This is a genomic window from Enterobacter cloacae complex sp. ECL414 (assembly GCF_021869685.1).
In the GTDB taxonomy this organism is placed as follows: Bacteria; Pseudomonadota; Gammaproteobacteria; order Enterobacterales; family Enterobacteriaceae; genus Enterobacter; species Enterobacter kobei.
Genome location: NZ_CP091482.1, coordinates 57,929 through 79,031 on the forward strand (window position 1 = coordinate 57,929; position 21,103 = coordinate 79,031).

General features: G+C 50.1%; 20 protein-coding genes and 2 pseudogenes. 6 read left to right on the forward strand and 16 right to left on the reverse strand.

Annotated elements, in window-relative coordinates; genetic code table 11:
• Window position 1 precedes the first annotated feature (1 nt).
• The gene (locus tag L3068_RS23560; RefSeq protein ID WP_001198595.1) at window positions 2–907 is read left to right on the forward strand and encodes a hypothetical protein; all 906 of its coding nucleotides are present in this window, start codon (window positions 2–4) and stop codon (window positions 905–907) included.
• Window positions 908–1,208: 301 nt separating this feature from the next.
• On the opposite strand, the gene L3068_RS23565 is transcribed toward L3068_RS23560, so the two are convergent.
• Window positions 1,209–2,384 carry a tyrosine-type recombinase/integrase gene (locus L3068_RS23565; protein ID WP_000795949.1) on the reverse strand — a complete coding sequence of 392 codons (1,176 nt, stop codon included), beginning with the start codon at window positions 2,382–2,384 and terminating at the stop codon, window positions 1,209–1,211.
• A gap of 169 nt (window positions 2,385–2,553) precedes the next feature.
• Here L3068_RS23565 and L3068_RS23570 point away from each other — a divergent pair, with 169 nt between their 5' ends.
• Window positions 2,554–2,766 (forward strand): Hha/YmoA family nucleoid-associated regulatory protein, encoded by a 213-nt coding sequence (locus L3068_RS23570; RefSeq protein WP_001285422.1) that lies wholly within the window; start codon window positions 2,554–2,556, stop codon window positions 2,764–2,766.
• A 360-nt stretch (window positions 2,767–3,126) separates the two neighbouring features.
• On the forward strand, window positions 3,127–4,209 hold the full coding sequence (locus L3068_RS23575; RefSeq protein WP_001232447.1) for a competence protein CoiA family protein: 1,083 nt from the start codon (window positions 3,127–3,129) through the stop codon (window positions 4,207–4,209).
• A 165-nt stretch (window positions 4,210–4,374) separates the two neighbouring features.
• On the opposite strand, the gene L3068_RS23580 is transcribed toward L3068_RS23575, so the two are convergent.
• The 15 genes and pseudogenes from L3068_RS23580 to L3068_RS23650 form a co-directional block, all read right to left on the reverse strand.
• Window positions 4,375–5,874, reverse strand: a complete 1,500-nt coding sequence (locus L3068_RS23580; RefSeq protein ID WP_001284318.1) for a helix-hairpin-helix domain-containing protein — start codon at window positions 5,872–5,874, stop codon at window positions 4,375–4,377.
• A 25-nt stretch (window positions 5,875–5,899) separates the two neighbouring features.
• Window positions 5,900–7,537 carry a PP2C family serine/threonine-protein phosphatase gene (locus L3068_RS23585; RefSeq protein ID WP_000081059.1) on the reverse strand — a complete coding sequence of 546 codons (1,638 nt, stop codon included), beginning with the start codon at window positions 7,535–7,537 and terminating at the stop codon, window positions 5,900–5,902.
• A complete protein-coding gene (locus L3068_RS23590) occupies window positions 7,537–8,577 on the reverse strand; it encodes a TerY-C metal binding domain-containing protein (protein WP_001253656.1) in 1,041 nt (346 codons plus the stop codon). The genes L3068_RS23585 and L3068_RS23590 overlap by 1 nt, the downstream gene beginning before the upstream one ends.
• 84 nt (window positions 8,578–8,661) lie before the next feature.
• Entirely contained in the window at window positions 8,662–9,300 is a 639-nt protein-coding gene (locus tag L3068_RS23595) for a vWA domain-containing protein (RefSeq protein ID WP_001253658.1), read from the reverse strand.
• Window positions 9,300–9,818: pseudogene (locus L3068_RS23600) on the reverse strand (TerD family protein); the annotation flags it as partial. The gene L3068_RS23595 and the pseudogene L3068_RS23600, both read right to left, overlap by 1 nt.
• 17 nt (window positions 9,819–9,835) lie before the next feature.
• Window positions 9,836–10,533 (reverse strand): IS1-like element IS1B family transposase gene (locus L3068_RS23605; RefSeq protein WP_095033700.1). Its coding sequence is split into 2 segments (ribosomal slippage): window positions 9,836–10,284 and window positions 10,284–10,533, totalling 699 coding nucleotides; the frame shifts between segments, so codons are not numbered across the junction.
• Between the two features lie 53 nt (window positions 10,534–10,586).
• Window positions 10,587–10,718 (reverse strand): annotated as a pseudogene (locus tag L3068_RS23610) (TerD family protein); the annotation flags it as partial.
• A 22-nt stretch (window positions 10,719–10,740) separates the two neighbouring features.
• Window positions 10,741–11,379, reverse strand: coding sequence for a vWA domain-containing protein (locus L3068_RS23615; protein WP_001253657.1), 639 nt, complete (start codon window positions 11,377–11,379; stop codon window positions 10,741–10,743).
• Window positions 11,380–11,841: 462 nt separating this feature from the next.
• Window positions 11,842–12,309 (reverse strand): tellurium resistance protein TerW, encoded by a 468-nt coding sequence (gene terW / locus L3068_RS23620; protein WP_001176767.1) that lies wholly within the window; start codon window positions 12,307–12,309, stop codon window positions 11,842–11,844.
• A gap of 17 nt (window positions 12,310–12,326) precedes the next feature.
• A complete protein-coding gene (locus L3068_RS23625; protein ID WP_011152964.1) occupies window positions 12,327–13,535 on the reverse strand; it encodes a DUF4236 domain-containing protein in 1,209 nt (402 codons plus the stop codon).
• Between the two features lie 10 nt (window positions 13,536–13,545).
• Window positions 13,546–14,502, reverse strand: a complete 957-nt coding sequence (locus tag L3068_RS23630) for an HpcH/HpaI aldolase/citrate lyase family protein (protein ID WP_011152965.1) — start codon at window positions 14,500–14,502, stop codon at window positions 13,546–13,548.
• The gene (locus tag L3068_RS23635) at window positions 14,502–15,581 is read right to left on the reverse strand and encodes a cysteine protease StiP family protein (protein ID WP_001585166.1); all 1,080 of its coding nucleotides are present in this window, start codon (window positions 15,579–15,581) and stop codon (window positions 14,502–14,504) included. Before L3068_RS23635 ends, L3068_RS23630 begins: the two co-directional genes overlap by 1 nt.
• A gap of 1 nt (window position 15,582) precedes the next feature.
• Window positions 15,583–16,356, reverse strand: a complete 774-nt coding sequence (locus L3068_RS23640; RefSeq protein ID WP_001040058.1) for an HAD family hydrolase — start codon at window positions 16,354–16,356, stop codon at window positions 15,583–15,585.
• On the reverse strand, window positions 16,349–17,491 hold the full coding sequence (locus tag L3068_RS23645; RefSeq protein WP_001280115.1) for a phosphoribosyltransferase domain-containing protein: 1,143 nt from the start codon (window positions 17,489–17,491) through the stop codon (window positions 16,349–16,351). The genes L3068_RS23640 and L3068_RS23645 overlap by 8 nt, the downstream gene beginning before the upstream one ends.
• Before the next feature lie 9 nt (window positions 17,492–17,500).
• Complete coding sequence (locus L3068_RS23650; RefSeq protein WP_012695441.1) at window positions 17,501–18,559, reverse strand: ATP-grasp domain-containing protein; 1,059 nt, start codon at window positions 18,557–18,559, stop codon at window positions 17,501–17,503.
• 320 nt (window positions 18,560–18,879) lie between these two features.
• Here L3068_RS23650 and L3068_RS23655 point away from each other — a divergent pair, with 320 nt between their 5' ends.
• The 3 genes from L3068_RS23655 to L3068_RS23665 are packed head-to-tail and all read left to right on the forward strand — an operon-like array spanning window position 18,880 to window position 21,096.
• Complete coding sequence (locus tag L3068_RS23655) at window positions 18,880–19,461, forward strand: tellurium resistance-associated protein TerZ (RefSeq protein WP_000254137.1); 582 nt, start codon at window positions 18,880–18,882, stop codon at window positions 19,459–19,461.
• Window positions 19,461–20,618: a TerD family protein gene (locus L3068_RS23660; RefSeq protein WP_044704557.1), complete on the forward strand. Its 1,158-nt coding sequence runs from the start codon at window positions 19,461–19,463 to the stop codon at window positions 20,616–20,618. The genes L3068_RS23655 and L3068_RS23660 overlap by 1 nt, the downstream gene beginning before the upstream one ends.
• Before the next feature lie 22 nt (window positions 20,619–20,640).
• Window positions 20,641–21,096: a tellurite resistance TerB family protein gene (locus tag L3068_RS23665; RefSeq protein ID WP_000007449.1), complete on the forward strand. Its 456-nt coding sequence runs from the start codon at window positions 20,641–20,643 to the stop codon at window positions 21,094–21,096.
• Window positions 21,097–21,103: the final 7 nt, after the last annotated feature.

Genomic DNA, 21,103 nt, shown 5'->3' on the forward strand with positions numbered 1-21,103 from the left:
AATGCAATGGATTTCCACAGCCAGCCAGAAAATCGATGAGCGTCTCTATCGTGTCTGCGTCTGGGTAAAAAAATATCACGCTGATGCGATTAACCGCGTTGTGCTAACCGTTGATCTAAGTAAAGCCCGACATGACCCTGACGAGGACCAGGTAAGAGCAGAGCTGCTGTGCGGCCATTATTTTTTGCTTCGTAAGGAAAACGCTTCGAACTCTGCGCCTGACGATCAAAAGTTTGCTTTCCTGCCTGACGGGCGCAATCTGTGTTGGCAGACCGCAACCCCGGTGCTTCAGCATCTCCTACTCAATAAAAACGTTCCTGAGTCGCTGAGGTTGCTTACGGACTACATACATATGCGTCTGGCCAGGCTGACAATGGTACCTATGTCCGGAACCATCATGAACGAGGCTCTGCTGGACAGCATCAGCTGGGTTAAGGTGGATTTGACCTACTTCTGGCAGTACGAACAGCTCAGCTCTCATCTGGGACCCATCCAGATAACCCACAAGGCACTTGTACGCTTCGGGCACCTGGCAAAGAATGATGAAAACTCCAGTGCCATAAGAATTCTGCGTCAGCGTCTGTCTTCAGAATTCTTACAAGAATTTCAGATGGCTGAGGATGAGCTAAAGCGCAAACAGTCGTTGATGGGCACCATGGACGTGAAAATGCTGTTTCATGCTCATTACCCCAGCCAGAAGATGCTGGTGGCTCGATATAAAAATGGTTGGGTAATGGTGGATTGTTTTCTGTTTCACCATACCAAACCTAAGAAAAAAGCAAAAAACAAAACTACTGTGGCTAAGCCTCAACTTAAACAGACTAAAAGAGAAGGGAGTGAAAATGGAACTGGGCATTATGGTGTGCATCGTGTTGTTACTCTCAGTGGCGGCGGCGTGGATCAGTAATAAGACAGTTGATTTGCTCGAAAGATTCTATTTCAAGCGTCCGCTGAGCATGGAGTACGCGGCATGGCTACGTGTAATGTGTGCAGGCTTGTTATTAGTTTTTATTCAGGTTGCTCCCCAATTTACACTCCTGTATACCCTTAAACTTGTCACGCTTATTAATCTTGGAATCCAGACAATGAAATTAAATGGCGTGTACAAATATAAAAGGACGGGAATTTTGCCTCCGGGAGGGGCACTCTCTAATCTCACCAGACTTAACCCGTTCAAGAAAAAATAAAGTTATGCGCCCGTGAGGGCGCTATTCATCAAAGGCATTTCGCATAAGCTTGATCATGGCTTTTTTACCAGCTTCAATATTGCGAATGTAGCGCATAACCATTTCTTCATTCGACCAGTTCCCCATTTCCATAATCTGTGGTAGCGAGTAACCTTCAATATCCAGCTGTATCGCACCGCCTACACGAACGCTGTGCCCTGTCCAGTAACGGGTTTTAGTCTCATTTGGATAAAGCTCATTCCACATTTCTTTAAATGCCCGTAAAAGGGAATTTTTGCTGAGCATACCGGCATCGTCCACAGTGTCTTCCTCATCTTCATCGTTCAGAAGACTTTGTTTAGCACGGTAGGGCAGGTTATGCCGTTTAAGAAGCTCAGATAGCTCATTCCCTTTACTCCGAAGCTTCCAGCCGGGTGGCATATAGCCTGTATCATGGAAATTTACGGCCTGGAAAAGGTATTCATCCGGATGACTGTGCTGATCCATTTTCACAAGGTTCATCAATCTCAAGAGGCAGTTAGTTAACTGACGTGTCAGCCGGTAGGTAAGAAGTGTACTGATGTTCGTTTTTGTACGGTATACCGTCAGGTTAAATTCACCGGTCATACTATCCAGAGACAGATCTTTCAGACGTATACGGCGAATTTCGGATGAACGGAGCAGTGTTTCAAAGCCTGTCCAGATCAGGCACAGGTCACGAAGCTTACGAACTGAGTTTGTAGTACTGCGTAACTTTATCAGAGCCTTGAGATCGCCAATAAGAAAGGGAGTTGCCTGTTTAGTCGTCTTTCGCTTCCGGGCTTCCGATTGTTTTAAGGCTTCCAGCATGTACCATGCTTCAGACGTAATAATCCCGGGCAGGTTAAGCCCTTTTTTATGGATACTGTTTAAGGCCTGAAGACAGCTGTTTATGCTGCTTCGTGACAATTTGCCTTCAAGATGCCCCATAAACGCCAGCAGAGCTTCCTCAGACACGGGGAGCGAACTTACTGGCCAGTCTGTATGCAACCGGGCATTCGCCTGATACCATTCGTTCCATACTCGTAGCCAGTGCAGATAGGTTTTAGCTGTGTTGTATCTCAGATGGGAAAAGTAACGGATCAAGCGTGAAAGCTGTTTATCATGGTTGCCGAACGTTTCCAGCTGCTGATGCAATTCGCTTTCCGAAAACTGTCTGATCACTGATTGATTCTTCATCCTGCTCACCGGGATACACTGGTTTTATTTACAGTCATTTTAGCACTCATGTACCTGGTTATGAACAGGGTGGAAACAACGAAAAAGGTTGTGAAATCGTTAGGCTTAAGTGAAAAATGATATTAAGATTATCCCTGGCCAGTTGAGGCCTGTCTAAAGAAGGTTGATTATGTCTGACACAAAGCAGTCTTATTTAATGAAATTCCGTAAGTGTAGTTCGTTCGAAACGCTCGAAAAAGTATTTGAAAGGTTATGTGAAAAAAACTCGGGTGTCGCCTCTCTTGAAATTTCTGGTGCTTATGATCATCGTAAAGCTGAACTGACAATGAAAAAGTTATATGACAAAGTTCCTGCGAGTGTGTGGACCTTTGTTCGCGAGTAATTATTGATATTGGCACAACAAAAAGACTGTGTCTGGATTTGAAAATAGTTTATGCCCCTTTCGGGGCTAAAGGCACTGTAATAGCCTGTCTTTTTAACTTTCTTATTAAGTTCGGAGAAAGACTTTAATCATAAGCCAAGCCCACTGCTAAATACATCCGATATTCTCCTTAATTTTAGAAGTTGTGATAAAAGTTACTTTACCTAAACTTCTCTCTCCATATTTGTAAGGCTCTCATTTGATTCTTGTCAAACATTAATCTGGAAAACTAAAAAATCATTTCTTTTAATTCGTTTTACAGAAATCCTCCTCCGTTATTTCGGATATAGTTTGAATAATTATCAAAAACGGGGTGCAGCCATGCGTAAGAGTTACACATTTGGTATTCCATTTGGACTCCAGAGAGAATCAGGACTCTTTTTAGATATTACAGAGGTCAGCCGGGGTATCGACTGTAACTGCATCTGCCCCGCTTGCAAAACTGATCTGTTAGCAAAGCAGGGGGAGGTCAAGCTTTGGCATTTCTCACACAGTACTGCTGTAGCCGGTGACTGTGATGGTCTGATGGAAGCCATCCGGGGAAAAATTATTGAAGTCATCAACGAGCACCAGGTTCTTGGTTTCCCAAATCTTCTCGCTGGCGACGATGGTGGGCCGGTTTCACTGAATGAGGTTATTGGAAGCGGCAGTATGTTCGGAGGCACAGCTGATCTGTTCGTAAAGGTTAATGATTTATGTGTGGCCGTCTTTCTGGACAGGGATCGTAGCATTTCTGCGAAGTTAACCTTTGACCACCTTCATCCTTCCGAAAGAGTTGCCGCATTGCGTATCGATCTTCCAGATATTGAATATGAAATCAGTCAGGTGCAGCTCGGGCGACGTAAAACAACATACAGTGAGTGCATTGAAAGCCTGATCATTGATGAGACCAGTTCCCGGGAATGGCTATATCATCCATTAATGCATGAACTTGAATCTGAACCTCTTCAGGAGTATCGGGGACGGGAGCCTTCAGAGGAAGGGCCTCTTCTTCAGCGCCTTGCTGACTGTAAGATGAAATTGCCTGATATCCTTCCGGGCAGTCATAACGCGTTAGTCAGGTTACAGCAGGATACGATTGTATGTCTGTGTAGGTTAACGGTTCGGGCTTATGACATCGCTCAGACCGATGAATTTCCTTTGTTCCTTCGCTATTTCAGGTTGCACTGCCTGGAAAACAGCGAACATGTCAGTTACGAAAGACTGATCTGCTGGCAGGAAATGATTTCAAAAACCCAGGAAGGCCAGTCCTTGACACAAAACGAACTTGAATATCTTCATGAGATTGTCCGCATCGCCTTATACAATCACCGGCTTAACAATGTCAGTATTTCAGATGTTAAAAACCATGACACAGGAAAGGAGAGCGGCAGGGTAGAGCCACAAAACTATTCACTCTTATAAATAAATTGGGCTTTGCGCATTAAACCCTTGCCGCAGGAGGTGTACCGCATATCCGGCACAGACAGTCAGTTTTTCTGGCAGCTTAAATTTGACACAGCTTAATATAGTGATTCATTAAACAGGTTCAGTATGCTGCCAGAACGTTTTAGTCGTTATGGGCGTCCGTTAGTTTTCTACTAACTGAACGACGACCAGCCTGCCGCCTTCCTCCTTTGACAGAACAAACTGAGCGTTATTCGTCAGTTCAATTTTTTCCCCAATGGCAATCTGTCGTTTATCCGGTAATGACATAAGCCCATTTATGCCTTCATTTACTAACCACCACTGATCGTTATGGAAAACAAAATACCCAACTCGTTTCCTTTGCAAATCGGTTGTACGCTCATTTGGCGCAATGAGGCGATTCACATGCCACGCATAGATTGACTGCCCGCTCCACACCATCAACCGGTGGTCGTCAGGACGATAACTGCCTTCCTTTCGGGAAGAATATAAATTTAGAACCGGTAATTTACCCTTGTATGGCGTACCGCAGTAGGGACAAACCGGCTTTGTCTTACCCGAGAAAACGTACCATTTCTGTTCACACGCCTTGTTCTGGCAGGGCTGTATCAGATCGACTGTTTTAACCAGGGCGCTTTCCCACTCATCGGCGGTCGGGCGTTTAGTGGCATCGTGTAAGCCATCTATAAAGGCGCGCTCAAACAAAGGTGTCAGATAAGGGCCCATGATGGTGTAAGGAATTTTCTCCGGGTCAGCCCAGGGCAGTGAAAAGGACGATAGCTGACTGACTTTGACTGCATTGCTTTTGTCTGTCGGATGTTCAATGAAGAGTGCCTTCTCACCCATAGATAAGGTCTCATCACGTACTTCATCCGACATGTCATGTATTTTTCCGCCACGTAGCGGATGACGGAAGAACAGATACATGTAGATAAGCACCGACAGCGCATGACGGTCAGTAGTAATGCTTGGCAATACGCGGTTCGGATCCTCTTTGGAAAGATGACTGGTTTTCACCACTTCCGGAGCGATAAAATCCGGGGTGCCCACCACGTCGGGAGGATACTTTCCAGGGACAACCAGGCCGTCTACGTCAATGATGCAGGCATGTCCCATTTCTGGATCGATAAGCACGTTTTTATAGCTTAGATCGCTGTGACAGAGACCTGCCGCATGCATCCTTCTGACGGCTCTTGTCAGCAGCAGACAGACCTTGAGATAGGTAAGCGTATTGCCTCGTTCACGTGGGTCGAGAAATTTGTTCTGGTTGCTGGCGCTGGCAAACCATTTGCCTTCCTTTTCACGACCTTTTATGCCAAGAAAATCATCGTTTTTAGAGCCGTATTTAAAGAAAAAGTAGCTTTTGTAGGTTGGAACCACGATGCCGATTTTATGCCCATGCTCAACAACATGGGTCGGCCAGCAAAACAGGTCCTTCCAGTATTCACCTCCGGACTGGCCAAAAATGTTTTGCCTGTAGCGTCCGGTGATCATATCAATCCGATCCCGGGCCTGCTCGTTCTGCGGTTTATGATAAAAAGCGACGACGTATGATTTATCAGGCGAAAAGTAAACATCCTTCATCGAGCCCGAACCAATTACCTCGTCAACATACTGGACTGTTTCGCCGTCCTTTGTTTTGCACGTAACGATATTTGCCATATTGATCACCGAAAAAGCGTATCCCTTACCACAACACCGCAATAGTGCGGTCATCATGGTTCCCTGTGGAGAAAAAGTTAAGCCAGTCGCCTAACCTCTCAGGCGCAATACTGGCGTCTGTAAGGACAGGGTTGAGCTCATCAACGAGACGGGTCCATTTTTCGTCACTGCGAAGCCCATTATCCGTCTCAAACAGAGGGTCTGAGACGCCGTCTGTCATGAGGATCAAGTGAGATACATCATTCCATTTACCCACGCTGATGCGGCCGCTAAACGAGGGGTCTGCGATAATGCTCTGGTCAAGGAAACGGGTTTGTCCTGCGTATTCTCCGCTATCGGGATTTCCCAGTATCCTGACTTTACCGGAAGGGCTGTATGCACCTATCGCACCATCACCAAGCCAGAATGCAGCCGCAAACAGCTCGTTATCAGTTCGTAGCGCTACAGTTGCCAGAAGGGTTGTTGAATAGGATTTCACAGGTTGTTCTGCACAAATGGCTTCGTTCTGGATACTGTTGACCGCGAGCGTAGCTGCCTGTTTAAAATGATGAAGCATGGCGTTTATTGTTGCCTGCTGATCGCTCCCTTCCCACGCCGTGATGTGCTGCTTTAAATGGACGCCTTTCACACCACTGAGCTGATTTAAAAGGTAATCGCCAGCCGTTTTGACTGCAATCCGGGAGCCTTCCCGGGAATTTACCGCACTACCGGCTCCGTCTGCGACCAGCATGACAGACCATCCTGTTTCCTGGCAGTGGTTGATGTAGAAGTCGTCATCTCTGAAGCTTCCGGCATGCTCATGAGAGCGTCCCCGGCGACTGGCGGCAGCAATACGTATATCACCCCTGACCAGGCCAGCAGCGTCCAGATGGGACTTAGGGTAGGGAGCGTCTGCTGGTGGCTCTACCACCTTCCACAGGCTTCTCGGATCGGGATTGATTATAAATAGCTGTTTTGTTTCACATTCGTCGTGCGACGTGCATGACCAGATTACTGAAAGCTCTATATCGCCGCTTTCGGTGGGAGTACCTGTCAGCAACTCCTGTTCTTTGTCAAAAGACAGGCCAATGTTCCGGGGAAAGACAACGTCCCTGACAGTAGCCTGCTGGCCCTCACCCAGAACGATAGCAACCGGCGAAGAGAAACGTTCGCCTGCGCGGGCGTTGGGGATCGTTATTTTAGCTCTCGGGGGAACGGCAGGTGGCACAGCTAAGCTGGCCCGCTGCTGGCCTGTCGGTATCTGCCCGGGTTTTAATACCAGGGAAGACAGGTTTTCGTCTTCCCTCTGTGCTGGTTTATCAAATTCGTAATAAGGCATCAGCTTCCAGAACGGAGGATGAGGCTCATTTTCTGGCAGGGGTTGCAGTGCTGATGTATCGGTAGCGTCAATGCCCGGGTTATCAGCAACACTTACGACCGTTTGTTGCTGATCGGAAAGACTGGATGCTGACGAGGCGGCAATCTCTGCGTCGTTATCACCTTCGCTAACCCGCGCAGATAAACCCTGTGCAAGGCTCTCAATCCGCTCTTTAAGCCGCATAATTTCTTCGGTAAGGGATGGGTCCTGCGATAGAAGTAAAAGCCGCTCACCTTCAACAGGGTGGCCCAGCTCAGACAGAACTAAGCGGATAATCTTCTCTTCAAGTAAAGCATTTTGCGACATCAACCTCTCCCTCTGTTTACGTCGAAGTTAGTGTTTCCGCCATCATTGCTGAATGACAGGCCTGTTTCACACCACGGGCAGATCACGTCATCCGGGCCGTCAATACACAGCAACTTTCCGCATGAGCACAGGGCAAACGCACTGGCATTACCGCAGTGGGGGCAACCCGGTACGCCATGCAGTTCGCTGGTATTTACCTGCAAACCGGTAGCGGTGGCATCTGACCACGCAAAATAGTCCTCATCGATGGGATAGCATCCGGCAATATTAAAGCTGTTCAGGTTCAGACTGAAATCGAGCCCGGAAACCCTTGCTGGTGGCCGTTCATACTTCATCAGGTACGGACGACGGGTCTTGCTGCAACGGCCGGTAAGCGTAACGCAGTTTTCGTCGTACGCTTTTACTGGCTCGTCCTTGGCCAGCCGGACTATGTATTCAGTCTGGCTGAGCTCAGGTTGTTTGTCGTCCCCGACGCTGCGGCTGTGCGCCGTAACCGAGGCCGTGATCCATTTGATGAAGCGGGTAAAGTCCCCTTCCTGAGATTCGGTGAACAGCATGACATTCTCTGTCAGTTGCCGCAGGATATTCAGGTCCGCTGACGGCCCCAGGCCAACGGCAATGAGATTCACTTTACTCGCGTAGTGATCCTTCCAGCGCTTCACTTCTGCGGTTGTGTCGTCAGTCGGACGTCCGTCGGTAAGGAGATACACGACGGGTTTCCAGTCGCCTTTAGCCTCATGAGTGGTTTTTCTGACCTGGGTATCAATTTGCACGGTCAGCTCACGCAATGCAGCTCCAAGGCTCGTACCGCCGCCAACGGGAAGGCGGGGAGGGTAGAACGAGGCAATTTCGTGAAGAGGTACAATCGTACGGGCTACACCGGCAAATGCGATTACCGAGACCCAGGCTGTTTCAAGTGCGTGTGGATCCTTTCTTAAATCTCCGACGATCATTTGCAGACCATCAGTCATTTTTTTCAGGTTTTCACCAATCATGGACTCTGAACAGTCCAGGACAAAAAACACGGGAAGGCGTCTCATAATTTTCCTCGTACGGCTGGTACGGCCAGCAGAAAACGTTGCTGTACAGAAAGGTGCTGCCCGGAAACAGCACCTTTCTGTCTGTCAGAGCACCAGCTGGATTTCTGGTGGAGGAGGGGGAAGGGTATCAGTTCCGTTATTAATCCCCGCGCTTGTGCTGCCGGAAGACACGCTGGCCGATACCCATTTAAAGAAACCTGCAAACGCGGTTGAATCTAGCGTCTCCAGAGACACAACCTTATCGGTGAGCTGTTTTAAGTGCTCATGGCCTGCTTTAGGACCAACGGCGCAGGCAATGATGGATCCGAATCCCCGGCCGCGAATCGCTTTTACCGCTTCACCGTACGCCAGGGCATCAGAAGGGGTTCCATCAGTCATCAGGAATACCAGAGGACGCCAGTCTCCTTTGGTATCACCATCTGAGCGACGTACATCCCGTTCAACACACTGCATCAGACATTCAAGGGCAGCACCGGTGAACGTCCCGCCTGCGCTTGGCACAACGATGTCAGAAAACTGGAAGTCTTCCAGCGGCGTGAGAGGAATGAACTCACGCGCCTCATTGTCATAGGTGATAATGGAGATATGAACGCTTTCGAGGGCGTAGGGATCCTGGCGAAGAGCGCTAAGCATCGCCTGAATTCCAACGTTAACGGAATGGATTGACTCACCGCGCATCGAGCCGGATGTGTCGATAACAAGGTAAACAGGCAGGCGGCGCATCACATGTAATTCCTCAGGTGCGAGACAAACGAATCTGATTCTGAAGGCTCACCAATTGCCCTGAGTTTCCAGCCTGTAGCCTCGCGTATCAGCTCGGCAAAGACCATGGAGCGCTGGCTGGCGAAGGCGGGTCCGCCAGAAAGATCGAATCGTGCCATTTCAATATTACGGGCATCTACTGCCCGGATGAAGGCATTCTGAACTTTACCAAAGTGCTGCTGGAGCTTTTCACCATTGTAGATCTGAACGATGAACACAATTTTCTCGTACTGAGCGTCAAGGGAATTCAGGCGCACAATAATTTGCTCATCGTCACCGTCACCGGCTCCGGTTCGGTTATCGCCCGTCAGCCAGATATTGCCTGACTTATGGCGAAGGCTGTTGAAAAAGATGATATCGCCATTCACAAGCGTTGGTTTACCATTTTCCACATTGCCGAGATCGGTCACCTTTCCGGCTGAATTACACAGGAAAGCGATCACATCAAGGTCGTATTCTTCTTCTTTTTTACCAAAGATCCGGTAATGACTCCAACTTATTGATAGTGTTTTATGTTCAGATAATGCCCGATGACTTTGTCATGCAGCTCCACCGATTTTGAGAACGACAGCGACTTCCGTCCCAGCCGTGCCAGGTGCTGCCTCAGATTCAGGTTATGCCGCTCAATTCGCTGCGTATATCGCTTGCTGATTACGTGCAGCTTTCCCTTCAGGCGGGATTCATACAGCGGCCAGCCATCCGTCATCCATATCACCACGTCAAAGGGTGACAGCAGGCTCATAAGACGCCCCAGCGTCGCCATAGTGCGTTCACCGAATACGTGCGCAACAACCGTCTTCCGGAGCCTGTCATACGCGTAAAACAGCCAGCGCTGGCGCGATTTAGCCCCGACGTATCCCCACTGTTCGTCCATTTCCGCGCAGACGATGACGTCACTGCCCGGCTGTATGCGCGAGGTTACCGACTGCGGCCTGAGTTTTTTAAATGGCGGAAAATCGTGTTGAGGCCAACGCCCATAATGCGGGCGGTTGCCCGGCATCCAACGCCATTCATGGCCATATCAATGATTTTCTGGTGCGTACCGGGTTGAGAAGCGGTGTAAGTGAACTGCAGTTGCCATGTTTTACGGCAGTGAGAGCAGAGATAGCGCTGATGTCCGGCAGTGCTTTTGCCGTTACGCACCACCCCGTCAGTAGCTGAACAGGAGGGACAGCTGATAGAAACAGAAGCCACTGGAGCACCTCAAAAACACCATCATACACTAAATCAGTAAGTTGGCAGCATCACCCAAAGATCCCGCCGAGAAAACCTTTCTTTTCCTCATTAATATCCCAACCGAGGCCGATAGTAACGGACGAGAGATCGTATTCATTTTTTTTCAGGCTTACGCCCTGGCCTTTGCTCAGACTGACAGACATGATATCCCCTTAATCAATAAAATTATAAGACCACATTTACTTCTGGCGGCGGCGGTGGCAGGTCTTCAAGACCGATCACTTCTTTTTTGCTGGACTCCACTTTCTGACTGCCTACCGAAATGCTCGCACTGACCCATTTAAAGAAAGCTTTAATCGTCGAACTGTCAGCTGTATCGAGCTGAACCACGATTTCAGTGATTTCTTTGAGGACGCTGGTATCGGCATCATGCCCGGCTGCACATGCCACAACAACGCCGGTTCTGGCCGCTTTAAAGTCATTCAGGCCTTTACGCCAGTCATCATTCGGACTTCCATCCGTCATCAGGAATACAAGGGGACGCCAGTCACCTTTAGTGTCAGCCGTCGTTTTCTGTACTTCTTTGGCAATGGAGCTGGCCGTGAGGGAAAGCGCTTCGCCAAGAGACGTGGTGCCGCTGGCTGTTAGTGCTGGCATCTGGAAACTCAGGAGGTCTGTCAGGGGGACTGCCTGTCGGGCTGAAGAATCAAAGGTGATCACTGACACGTGAGCCGTTTCGAGTGCATACGGATCCTGTTTCAGCGTGGTAAGCAGCGTCTGAACGCCATTTTTAACCGCTTCGATAGGCTCTCCGTGCATAGAGCCGGACGTGTCGAGTAGCAGATATACGGGTAAGCGTCTCAAATGTAATTCCTTCTTAAGAGATCGGAAGAGGAGAGTAGTTTCAGGAAGAGGCCAGGGTTTGTTGATTTGATAAAACGGCACGACATCTGTCGGGTGGAGATTAAATACTCAGAAGCGGCATTAAAGAAATAAGTTAACCACCATAGAATTACCGACATGTGAATGGCCTCTTATCAACAGAAAAATAATTCAGACCGGACTGGAATATAAGATTTCTGAAAAAACTCGGACAAATAAACTGTCTTATGTATGAAATTCATCATACATCACAGATCTGCATGAATGGAGTGTAAAACGCCCAAAGATTGATGTGTAGCACAAGAGGATGTCAAGACACCAGGTTTTGTAGTCAGTAAGGCGCTGCTGGCATTGCGGGAGGAGAATAGATCAAAACTACGTCACGCCAATACAGAGGTAAAATATGACAAAACCGGGGTTTTCACCCCGGTCTGAGATTTAGCGTCAGGACTTTTTAGCGCTGTATTCTTTTATCAGTTCGTCAACGGAGTGCAGAGCCAGCTTCTCTACCGCTTCACTTCGGGTCGAGCCACTCAGCGCAGCCAGACGGTCAATTTTTCTTAAGATCCGCATGCGTAGCGATAAGGACACGGCTGTTTTTTTATCCTTATCGAGTACGACCTTCCCTGTAGACTCACCGGTTTTCAGTTCAGCATTCTGTGCGAGCGCTTCATTCATCCGGCGAAGGGTCTTTTTATCCAGCTGGCCCGGATTAACGAGATGGTAGGAATGACCTGCCTTGCTGTATTTGATCTCCGCAGAATATGACTCGCGTAGCTCTTTGAGGGCCCGGGTTAATGTCGGCTCTGAGCATTCCAGACTGGTTATAATGTCGGCAGCGGAAACGGGCTTGCCGGTGCCCAGTAAGTTGGCAAGCTTAAAAATCCGGGCCTGTCTGGTATTTAATTGCATCGTAAGATTTAGCCTGCTTAAAGGGTTAGTGGTTCAATAGGCTGAAAAATGAAGGTACTGCTCATCTTTCGAATAACCGGGTGATCGCCTAACGCTTCAACCGGATCAATGTGTTCTATGCCTGCAAAATTTACTGACGACATCTGGCTGCGAGTGCATTTGCAGGACAGGATATACTCATCCTCCAGATAGCCGGTCCGCTTACTGACCCGTTGCGTAAAGCCTGACACAATCACGTTGTCGAAAGGTAGCGTATGTAAAACGATACCGACCAGGCGGAACAAGCAGCCATGGACGTGGCGGGCATAGTTTTCGCGTACGGCTTTTTGCGTCATGGCTTTTTCCGTCAGCTCCGTGCCCCGGGCATTAACGCCGTAAATCTTATCAGGGAAATCTTCAATCTCAGCTAAATCAACGTCCAGCAGGACTGCTGATAGCTCCGGCTTTACTTCAAATGCAACAATCGTTTCACGCGGCCATTCAGTTTCTGCCAGCACACCCGCCAGGTATGATTCGAAAAACGCGGCGTCTGTCCGGAACTGCTGCCGGGCATCTGCCTGAGCCGTGGCGAGCCGTTTTTCATGTTCTTCTGCTTCAAACTTCCAGTTTGCATACTGTTCGGCCCAGGCCGTCCGTTGTTGCTGGTACCGGTGCTGTCGAAGGGTATTCTCACGCTCCACATCAATCAGCTCCTGCTGCCACCGGCGAAGATTTTCGGCGTGGCGCTCAGCTTTAGCTGATTCCGATTCAAACCATTTACCCAGAAAACTAATGCCTTCGCTCTCGGCAGGCTTTTCCGGCAATGCAAGGTAGTCTGGCTTTTCTGGACGCACCGGTGCCGGAACCTGAAAAGGCGACGTTCTGTTATGCAGGTATACTGCTTCCAGCTCTGCCCAGCTGATGCCTGTTTTTGGATCCGGCGTCAGCTCGTGAATATTACGGATTGCGGTTACCGCTGACATGAGTTCAGCGGCTTCCTGCTCAAGCGCCTGTCTGAGCCCCGGGTCGGTTGCCGTCCGGTTTCCACCTCCGGAACGCGCGGCCCGGTCAAGCCGGGTACGGTAACTCAGCCCGGTACCGGGCAAGCCCAGATTGGCATAGGTCCCCCGGCTACCAAAAGAAACGGAAGCACCTCTCGGCCCGACACTCAGGCTCGGTGCACCGTTACTCAGGTTGAGGCGAACGCCAGGAATAATGTTGATCGACTTTCTGAACCTGAACCCCATTATGATTTCCTTAATGATGCTGGGTCACGGTAAGTAATCTGATTCCATCAGCGCTTTGCTCGTTCTGTAACCCATAAAAACGAGCTCTGTCCAGAATGCCAGCCGCCCAGCGGCGATGTGTGGCGGGTTCACACATTGCTCCCTGCGACTTAAACACGGCCTGGGTAGAGTTCAGGATCCGCAGAGCGTCAGAATACTCACCCTGAGTGACCATCAGCGCGTTTTGAATGACCTCTATCTGACCCGGGTGAATGGCCGTTTTCCCAACAAGCCCATGTGCCATATCAAGAGCCAGCTCTCTGGCCATAACGGCATGATCGTCAATATGCTCACATACGGGCGCGGTCAGGGCAAAATCACGCGGGCCGAAGACTGAAACGAGCATTTTGATGACGTAGCCCATCGGGCTGTCATACAGCGTCAGGTCCCGGGGGCGGCGAAGCGACACAACGTTCATAAGATCGTTGCCGCCGATTCGAAGCGCAATAATGCGGTCGTGGCAGGGATGTTCCACCAGGCGAGTGGCCAGCTCGCGCATCTGAACCACGTCAAAGACGTCTTCTGTTTCCAGCGTTGGCATCATGCACAGGTGAGTCCCGCCCATGATATCCCACCATTCAGCTAACGAACTGAGGGTAAATTTCGGCAACACAAACCCATCGACAGCGGAAAGATCATAATGCGCTTTTAACCATCTGCCCATTTCGGCATGCCGAGGGCGAATGAACACCAGAGGCCAGTCATTTTTACCCAGGCTACGCATGCTGTTACTGAGCTCGTGCAGCAGGTGCTCCAGATTTTTGAGGGCGATGGGGATGTCTGCTTCACTGACAGCATCCTCCAGGCAAATCACCAGAGAGCGCAAACCCGGGATTTTCCCGTGCAGGACGGCATCAGCAATATCTTCCCGTGTTGCAGGCATGTATAGCGTGGCTCCCAGATTCCAGGGAGAAAGACGATTTTTCATCAGAGTACCTTCTTGATAATGGTTACAGCCCGATACTGGCCGAGGGTTCCCCCCATTTCTGTAACAACTATTCCCTTTTCACGAGCAAGCCCTACAAGCAAGGCAACGTCCGGGTCGTCAATAGAACGCACAAATACATGGTCCGGTACCCGACGTAATACAGCCCGGGTTGCTTCAGCAATACCGGGTTTAATACGATTGACGCTGTCCACTTTAAATTCATCGGCCAGGAACGCGATAACGTCGCGACTTGTCTGCCATAAGACCCGGGCTGACTCCATATTCCAGCTCAGGGTAGCGAGGGATGACGGGGTTAACTTCTTACGGAAATGGGCGACGGTATCGACAAGCATCCGGCTGCATTCGAATTCACTGAGATGCTCGCAAACCATGCACCCATGTAATCCTTCAGAGGACCATACTGACCGGGAGATCAGGCCTGATACCGGCGCACCCATGATGCCAAAAGGAATGAGCCAGTCATCATCACTGGCTGCAAGCCAGGAGCAGCCACAGGGATCGGCCAGGACAACCAGTCGCGGCTGCTCAGGATAGCCCGGGCGATCTTTCAGTGCGCGTACAAGCTCTCCGGTAATTGCGCCTTTACCTGTCCATCCGTCAACAAAGACAATACCGCTGGTACCATGGCGCTCTTCAATGACGTCGAGGGCTGCACCGTCAATTCCACGATCCCGGATAATGCTGATACCGTAATGCCATGAGGTTTTCCCCATGTCACGCAGGGCCTGGTGCAGCATAACGCCGAGCGGCACGCCAGCTCTGACGAGACTGGCCAGTACAATGGGCTCATCACCGAAGCGTTCGGCCAGAGCAATAGCGAGCTGTGTGACTTCTTTTGCAAGTCTCTCTGCGCCCCGATCCAGCGCCCGGTGAAACAAATCAAGATGCCATTGTGTTGGCGCTGGCTCCTGACTGAGCATGTCCGAATAATGTTTCTTCCCTGACTGAATCAGCTCTTCTTTTTGCTCAACCGGCGTCATCTCAATGACTACCGGCTTTAGCAGAAATTCCACGTCACCGGGCTGGTATGAGCCGGTAAATGTGTCATGTGGCTGCATTTTAATTTTCTCCAAAAATTCGCTGTGAAATGGCATCTGCAAACTGACTCTGACGCGGGATGCCAAACCAGCTGCACAGTTTCATAAAACGATGATCGCTCAGGCTGTCGCCCAGACCAATTACGGGGAAGACTCCGCGTTCAGCCCGAAGTTTTTCAAGAAGCCATCTGACTGCCAGCCCTTTCTCAACCGCGGTGGGAAGCCAGGCCACGTTATTACTGTTGCGGTGGATGTAGAAGCCCTCGGTCGGAAACACCGTTTCTATCTCATCTGCAATGGCATTGAGCTCGTCAAGGCGGGTGCTGTCGCGGTGCTTCATCACCATATAAACCGCCGTTTCACCGTATTCGAAGTTCAGCCTTGCCCAGGCATTGATCCCTTTTGCGTCCATCATTTCAGTGATCAGACGCTGCATCGATGTCAGCTTTTCCTGATAGGGAGCCAGCTGGCCGAGCATATGGGCCTTCCACTCCTCGTCGGGTTTGCCTTCTGGCGTGAGAATGACGGCCCCGTGAGTGGTGATTGCCCAGGAGTGGAAAGGGATCCGTACGCGGCTGATTTCTTCAGTTCCCCGTGCGGTAACGGGTATGAGTTCAGCCTGCTCCAGGAGCCAGTCCACCAACATGGACTGTTCTTCCGTCATAAAGCTTCGTGGATTCAGGGTGCGATCAACGGCACCGGTACGGAATGGCTCCAGGGCCAGCTCGTCCACCATTTTACGACGGGTCTGAAAGAGCGTGTCGTCAAGGTCGCTCAGAACAACGGGTTTATTCATAGGTAACAATCTCCACGACGGCCGCAACCTCAGCCAGCGCTTTAAGAAGCTGCGTGTCAATACTTTCTGCGGGTGTCTCAGTACACACAAGAATGCGGTCAAACTGCTGGTGGGCGACGTTATAGACAAAATTGGGGATGCCCAGCCCGTAGTTATCCGTAAAGGAAATGGCGGACTCAATGGCATAACCAACGGCGATAGGGGAGCGGGTGGTCGATCCATAAAATGCCTGTGCTCCGGCAGCTTCGAGCCGTTCAGCAAGCAGGAACGGCTCCCAGACGAATTCCCCGGTCCCGAGAACCAGAATACGTTCCCCCTTGTGGACGGAGACCTCATGGCCGAGATCGGCCGCAGGTGCGAGCATCCCCAGTCGGCCCCAGGACTGTTTTCCCTGGATGTCCCATTCTCCTCGTGAAGTTACGTTGACTTTCGGCATGTCCGGGACAGGTGCATCAGGTAATGGGGTCCATCCCCACTTACCGCTTACAAGAGAAACCGAAGTGACTGGTAAGGTGCTGCGCTCGGACAAGGCTTTGCCACTCCAGTCGGTAAGCGTAACGGCTATAACCTGTTCAATATGTTGAAGCTTGCCGGTATTACGCAGGGCTGAAAGCAGGTTAATAAAGGTATTACCGGTGGTTGCCTCGTCATCAATCAAAACCAGCGTTCGTGCGTTGGTAACACGACGTCTTTTCTCTTCATCATCTGGCAGATAGATCAGATGATCGGTGGCGTGGCTGTGTTCTTCCTTGAACTCGCAAAGCAACGTGCCATCAACCGGGTGACGGGTAGAGGTCAGATAGACAGATTCAGGATGCTGGTGGCGCACTTCATCAAATACACCGGCCCCAAGCCCAACGGCGGTTTCAGCCATACCGATAAACAGTACGGGTCCTGTCAGTGTCGAGGGGAACTGGCTGGCAAGCTGTCTGTAGGCCTGCCGCATGACTGAGGGTGGCACGGGAATGTGCCTGCCGAGTACTTTGCTGACAAACAGAAAGGCGCGTTTCGGGTTACGTCTTTCAGCGATGTCAAACAGGTCATCGAGCGAAACTTCACCCTGGTCGCGGGTTACCTGAATCGTACCGCATGAGAGGGTACGGCGATAAATCATATCTTCGAGGATATCAGACATAAATACGCCTTAATTCAGAAGGTTAGAGAGTGATTCCGGGTATGCAATTACATCCGTAATGGATCTCACCGCAACCGGAGAAAAGGTGTTTTTAGCGCTCTGGCGCACCATATCTTCAGACATCAGACCGAGCTTAAAGGCAGCAAATAACCCAGGAAGGTTCACCCCGCTGTGAAGGGTATAACCCACCCCCCCTGACGGACGCATGTTGGTTTCAAGCAGCACCGGGTTGCCATTCACATCGTTTCGCGTCTGAACATTCACCAGCCCGTCGGCCTTCATAACCCTGGCGCAGTCACACGCCAGTTCCCAGGCGCTTCCTTCGTTTACCAGATACTGGATAACCCCTTCCTTACGGCGTCCCACGGCTGCGAGTATTTCGCCCTTATCCGCGAGGATATCGACGGAAAATTCCGGGCCTGGCAGGTACGGCATCAAAACAAGGGGTTTAAACGACTCAGCAGCTGATGCTGCTGCAATATACTGTTGCGGACTGACCAGACGATGTTCGGGATGATTAAAGACGGCCATAGGCGAAGCACTGTCATCAAAGCGCCAGAATCCCATGCCATAGATACCCGTCACCGGCTTCACGCATACCGGGCTGTCAGTGAACGGCGGGGCCGCGAGGTGTGTTTTTAATTCTGCCAGCGTATTCACCCGCCAGGATGGTACGACCGGGAGACCCTTTTGCTCCATAAACTGAGCAAAAGTAACTTTTTCGTCAGCCAGAGTTAACCAGTCGACGCCCGTTGCACCGGTAGTAAGGGTGGCACCGGTCGATTCAATGGCTGAACGGTGTTCTTCAAACCACTGGCTGTTACGGCCAGTATGAATATGGTGGATGCCGTAGGACTGAATGGTTTCCTGGATAAACTGAAGACGTTTTTGAGGATCTTCAGGTTCAGTCAAAGAATAGTCGGCAACGGAAAGGATTTCATTTCTTTCGTTACGGTGGGAGGCAAAAACGGTAATGGCAAAATTATTTTTTTTTGCAAATGATTTTACCCCCTGAATAATATCTCGCTGGGAGGATAAACCTTCCATAAACCAAATTTTCTTGTTCATTTTTTTTAATTATCCGGAACGCCATGCAAATTTATGATTGAGAAGTGAGTCTATGAGTGTCTAAGCTACATGTCAATCATAATATGATTAATAACTCCTGTGGTTATGGAGTGCGTCAGGTTTTTTGGATTCCTGATAACACATTGATATTTAAATTAAACTTAGAAAATTAACACCCTGAAAAGGATTTCTTTTTGTGTTTTTACAGAAAACTACCAAAATTTCCCTTGTCAGAGAACTTCATCATGATATGATTTTCTTCGTCAGTTACTAAATATACCTTTGATTGTCTCGGTCATTACCATTTTAAGGAATAAAACATGGTTTCATTAGTTAAGAACCAGACGGTATCACTCAGCAAAGAATCATCTGCATTAAGCCAGCTTCATTTCGGTCTCGGTTGGGATCCGGTTAAGAAAAAAGGTCTTCTTGGAGGATTGTTTGGAGGCAACGACTCAATCGATCTCGATGCTGGCTGCGTATTAATGGACAGCACCGGTAAAACAATTGACACCATCTGGTTCCGCAAACTGGAATCCACCTGCGGCGCTGTTGTGCACAGTGGCGATAACCTGACCGGTGAAGGTGACGGTGACGATGAGGTGATTAATGTCAACCTCTCCCGACTGCCTGCAAACGTTGAATACCTGGCGTTTACGGTAAACAGCTTCCGTGGTCAGTCGTTCAATGACGTCGAAAACGCGTTCTGCCGCGTTGTCGATCAAACCGGCAAAGAGCTGGCTCGCTACAAGCTGACTGAGCAGGGCTCACATACCGGGATCGTTATTTCTTCGCTGCGCCGTAATAACGGCAACTGGGACTTTACCGCCCTTGGCCATGCCTGTCGCGGCCGCACAATTGACGATATGCACTCCGATATCGTTTCAGCGGTTATTCGCTAATGAACCTGACGCCGGGGGGCAATGCCCCCGTTCCAGCCCAGGAGTTGCGGGTCCGGATCACCTCGGGCGGCCAGGTGGATGCTTCGGCGTTTCGCCTGTATGCCGACGGGAAGGTGCAGGGTGATGCGGACATGGTGTTTTATGGTCAGCCACGTAACGATGATGGTACCGTCAGCCTGGTCAGTGAAGGCCAGTACTCAACCTTTACTGTCGCGCTCAACCGGCTGAAACCTGATGTCCAGAAAATTGCGTTCACCGTGACCTGTGACGGTGGGCAGACGGCGTCCGGTCTTCGTAATCTTTCCATCGACGTGGAGCAAGGGGCTACCGGCCTGGTTAGCGGCAGTGTCGAACTGAGCGGCCGTCAGGAAGCAGCCTTAATTCTGGGTGAATTTTACCGTCGTAATAATGACTGGAAATTCCGCTTCGTTGCGCAGGGGTTCAACGGTGGACTTAAACCGCTGGCAGAGCATTTCGGCGTAAATATTGCCGACGAACCGGCTCCCGCAGCCCCGACTCCTCCGGTTGTAACCCCTCCGCCAGTTGAGACAAAAATCAGCCTGAGCAAGGTATCGCTGACAAAAGAGAAGCCTGCAATCAGCCTGACCAAACGGGATAACTTCGGTGAAATCCGGATCAACCTGAACTGGCACCGGGGCAGCGGCAAATCAGGCTTTGCAGGCATGTTCGGCTCCAAAGGAATCGACCTGGATCTGGGGGCCTTTGTTGAGCTTCAGGACGGGTATAAATCGGTCATTCAGGCGCTCGGTAATGCATTCGGTGATTATCGCGATGAACCGTATGTTCAGCTCAAGGGCGATGACCGGACGGGTGATGTATCAGACGGCGAGTGGCTGCATATCAATGGACGTGAATGGAAGCATATCCGCGAAGTGCTGATTTACGCCTTTATTTATGAAGGTGTTCCCAGCTGGGACAAGACTGATGGTGTGGTCACCATTCATGTGCCGGATCAACCGCCCATTGAGACCCGCCTGACCGAAGGTGAAAACCGTCGCACATTGTGCGCCATTGCCAGACTCGTAAACGAAAACGGCGCAATTAAAGTCGAGCGAATTAACCAGTACTTCAAAGGCCAGGACGAAATGGACCGGGCATTTGGCTGGGGATTTCGCTGGAGCGCCGGTTCTAAATAACACAGCAACAAAGGAAACAGGTATGAGCTTTTTCGACAAAGTTAAAGGTGCCATTAACTCAGGCCGTGACGAACTGACCCGCCAGGTTGGCCGTTTCAAAAACAAAAAATTCATGCAGGGCACCGTTGCTGTATGTGCCCGTATTGCCGTATCGAGTGACGGCGTAAGTTCGGAAGAAAAGCAGAAAATGATGGGCTTTCTGCGCTCTTCAGAAGAGCTGAAGGTCTTCGATACCAATGAGGTGATTGAGTTCTTCAATAAACTGGTTTCAAGCTTCGATTTCGATGTTGAAATCGGCAAGGGCGAAACCATGAAATACATCCTGGCGCTGAAAGATCAGCCTGAGGCCGCTCAGCTGGCCTTACGTGTTGGTATTGCCGTTGCGAAAAGTGACGGTAACTTCGATCAGGACGAGAAACTGGCCTCCCGCGAGATCGCTATCGCGTTGGGCTTCGACCCGGCTGAATTTGGCCTCTGATCCACAT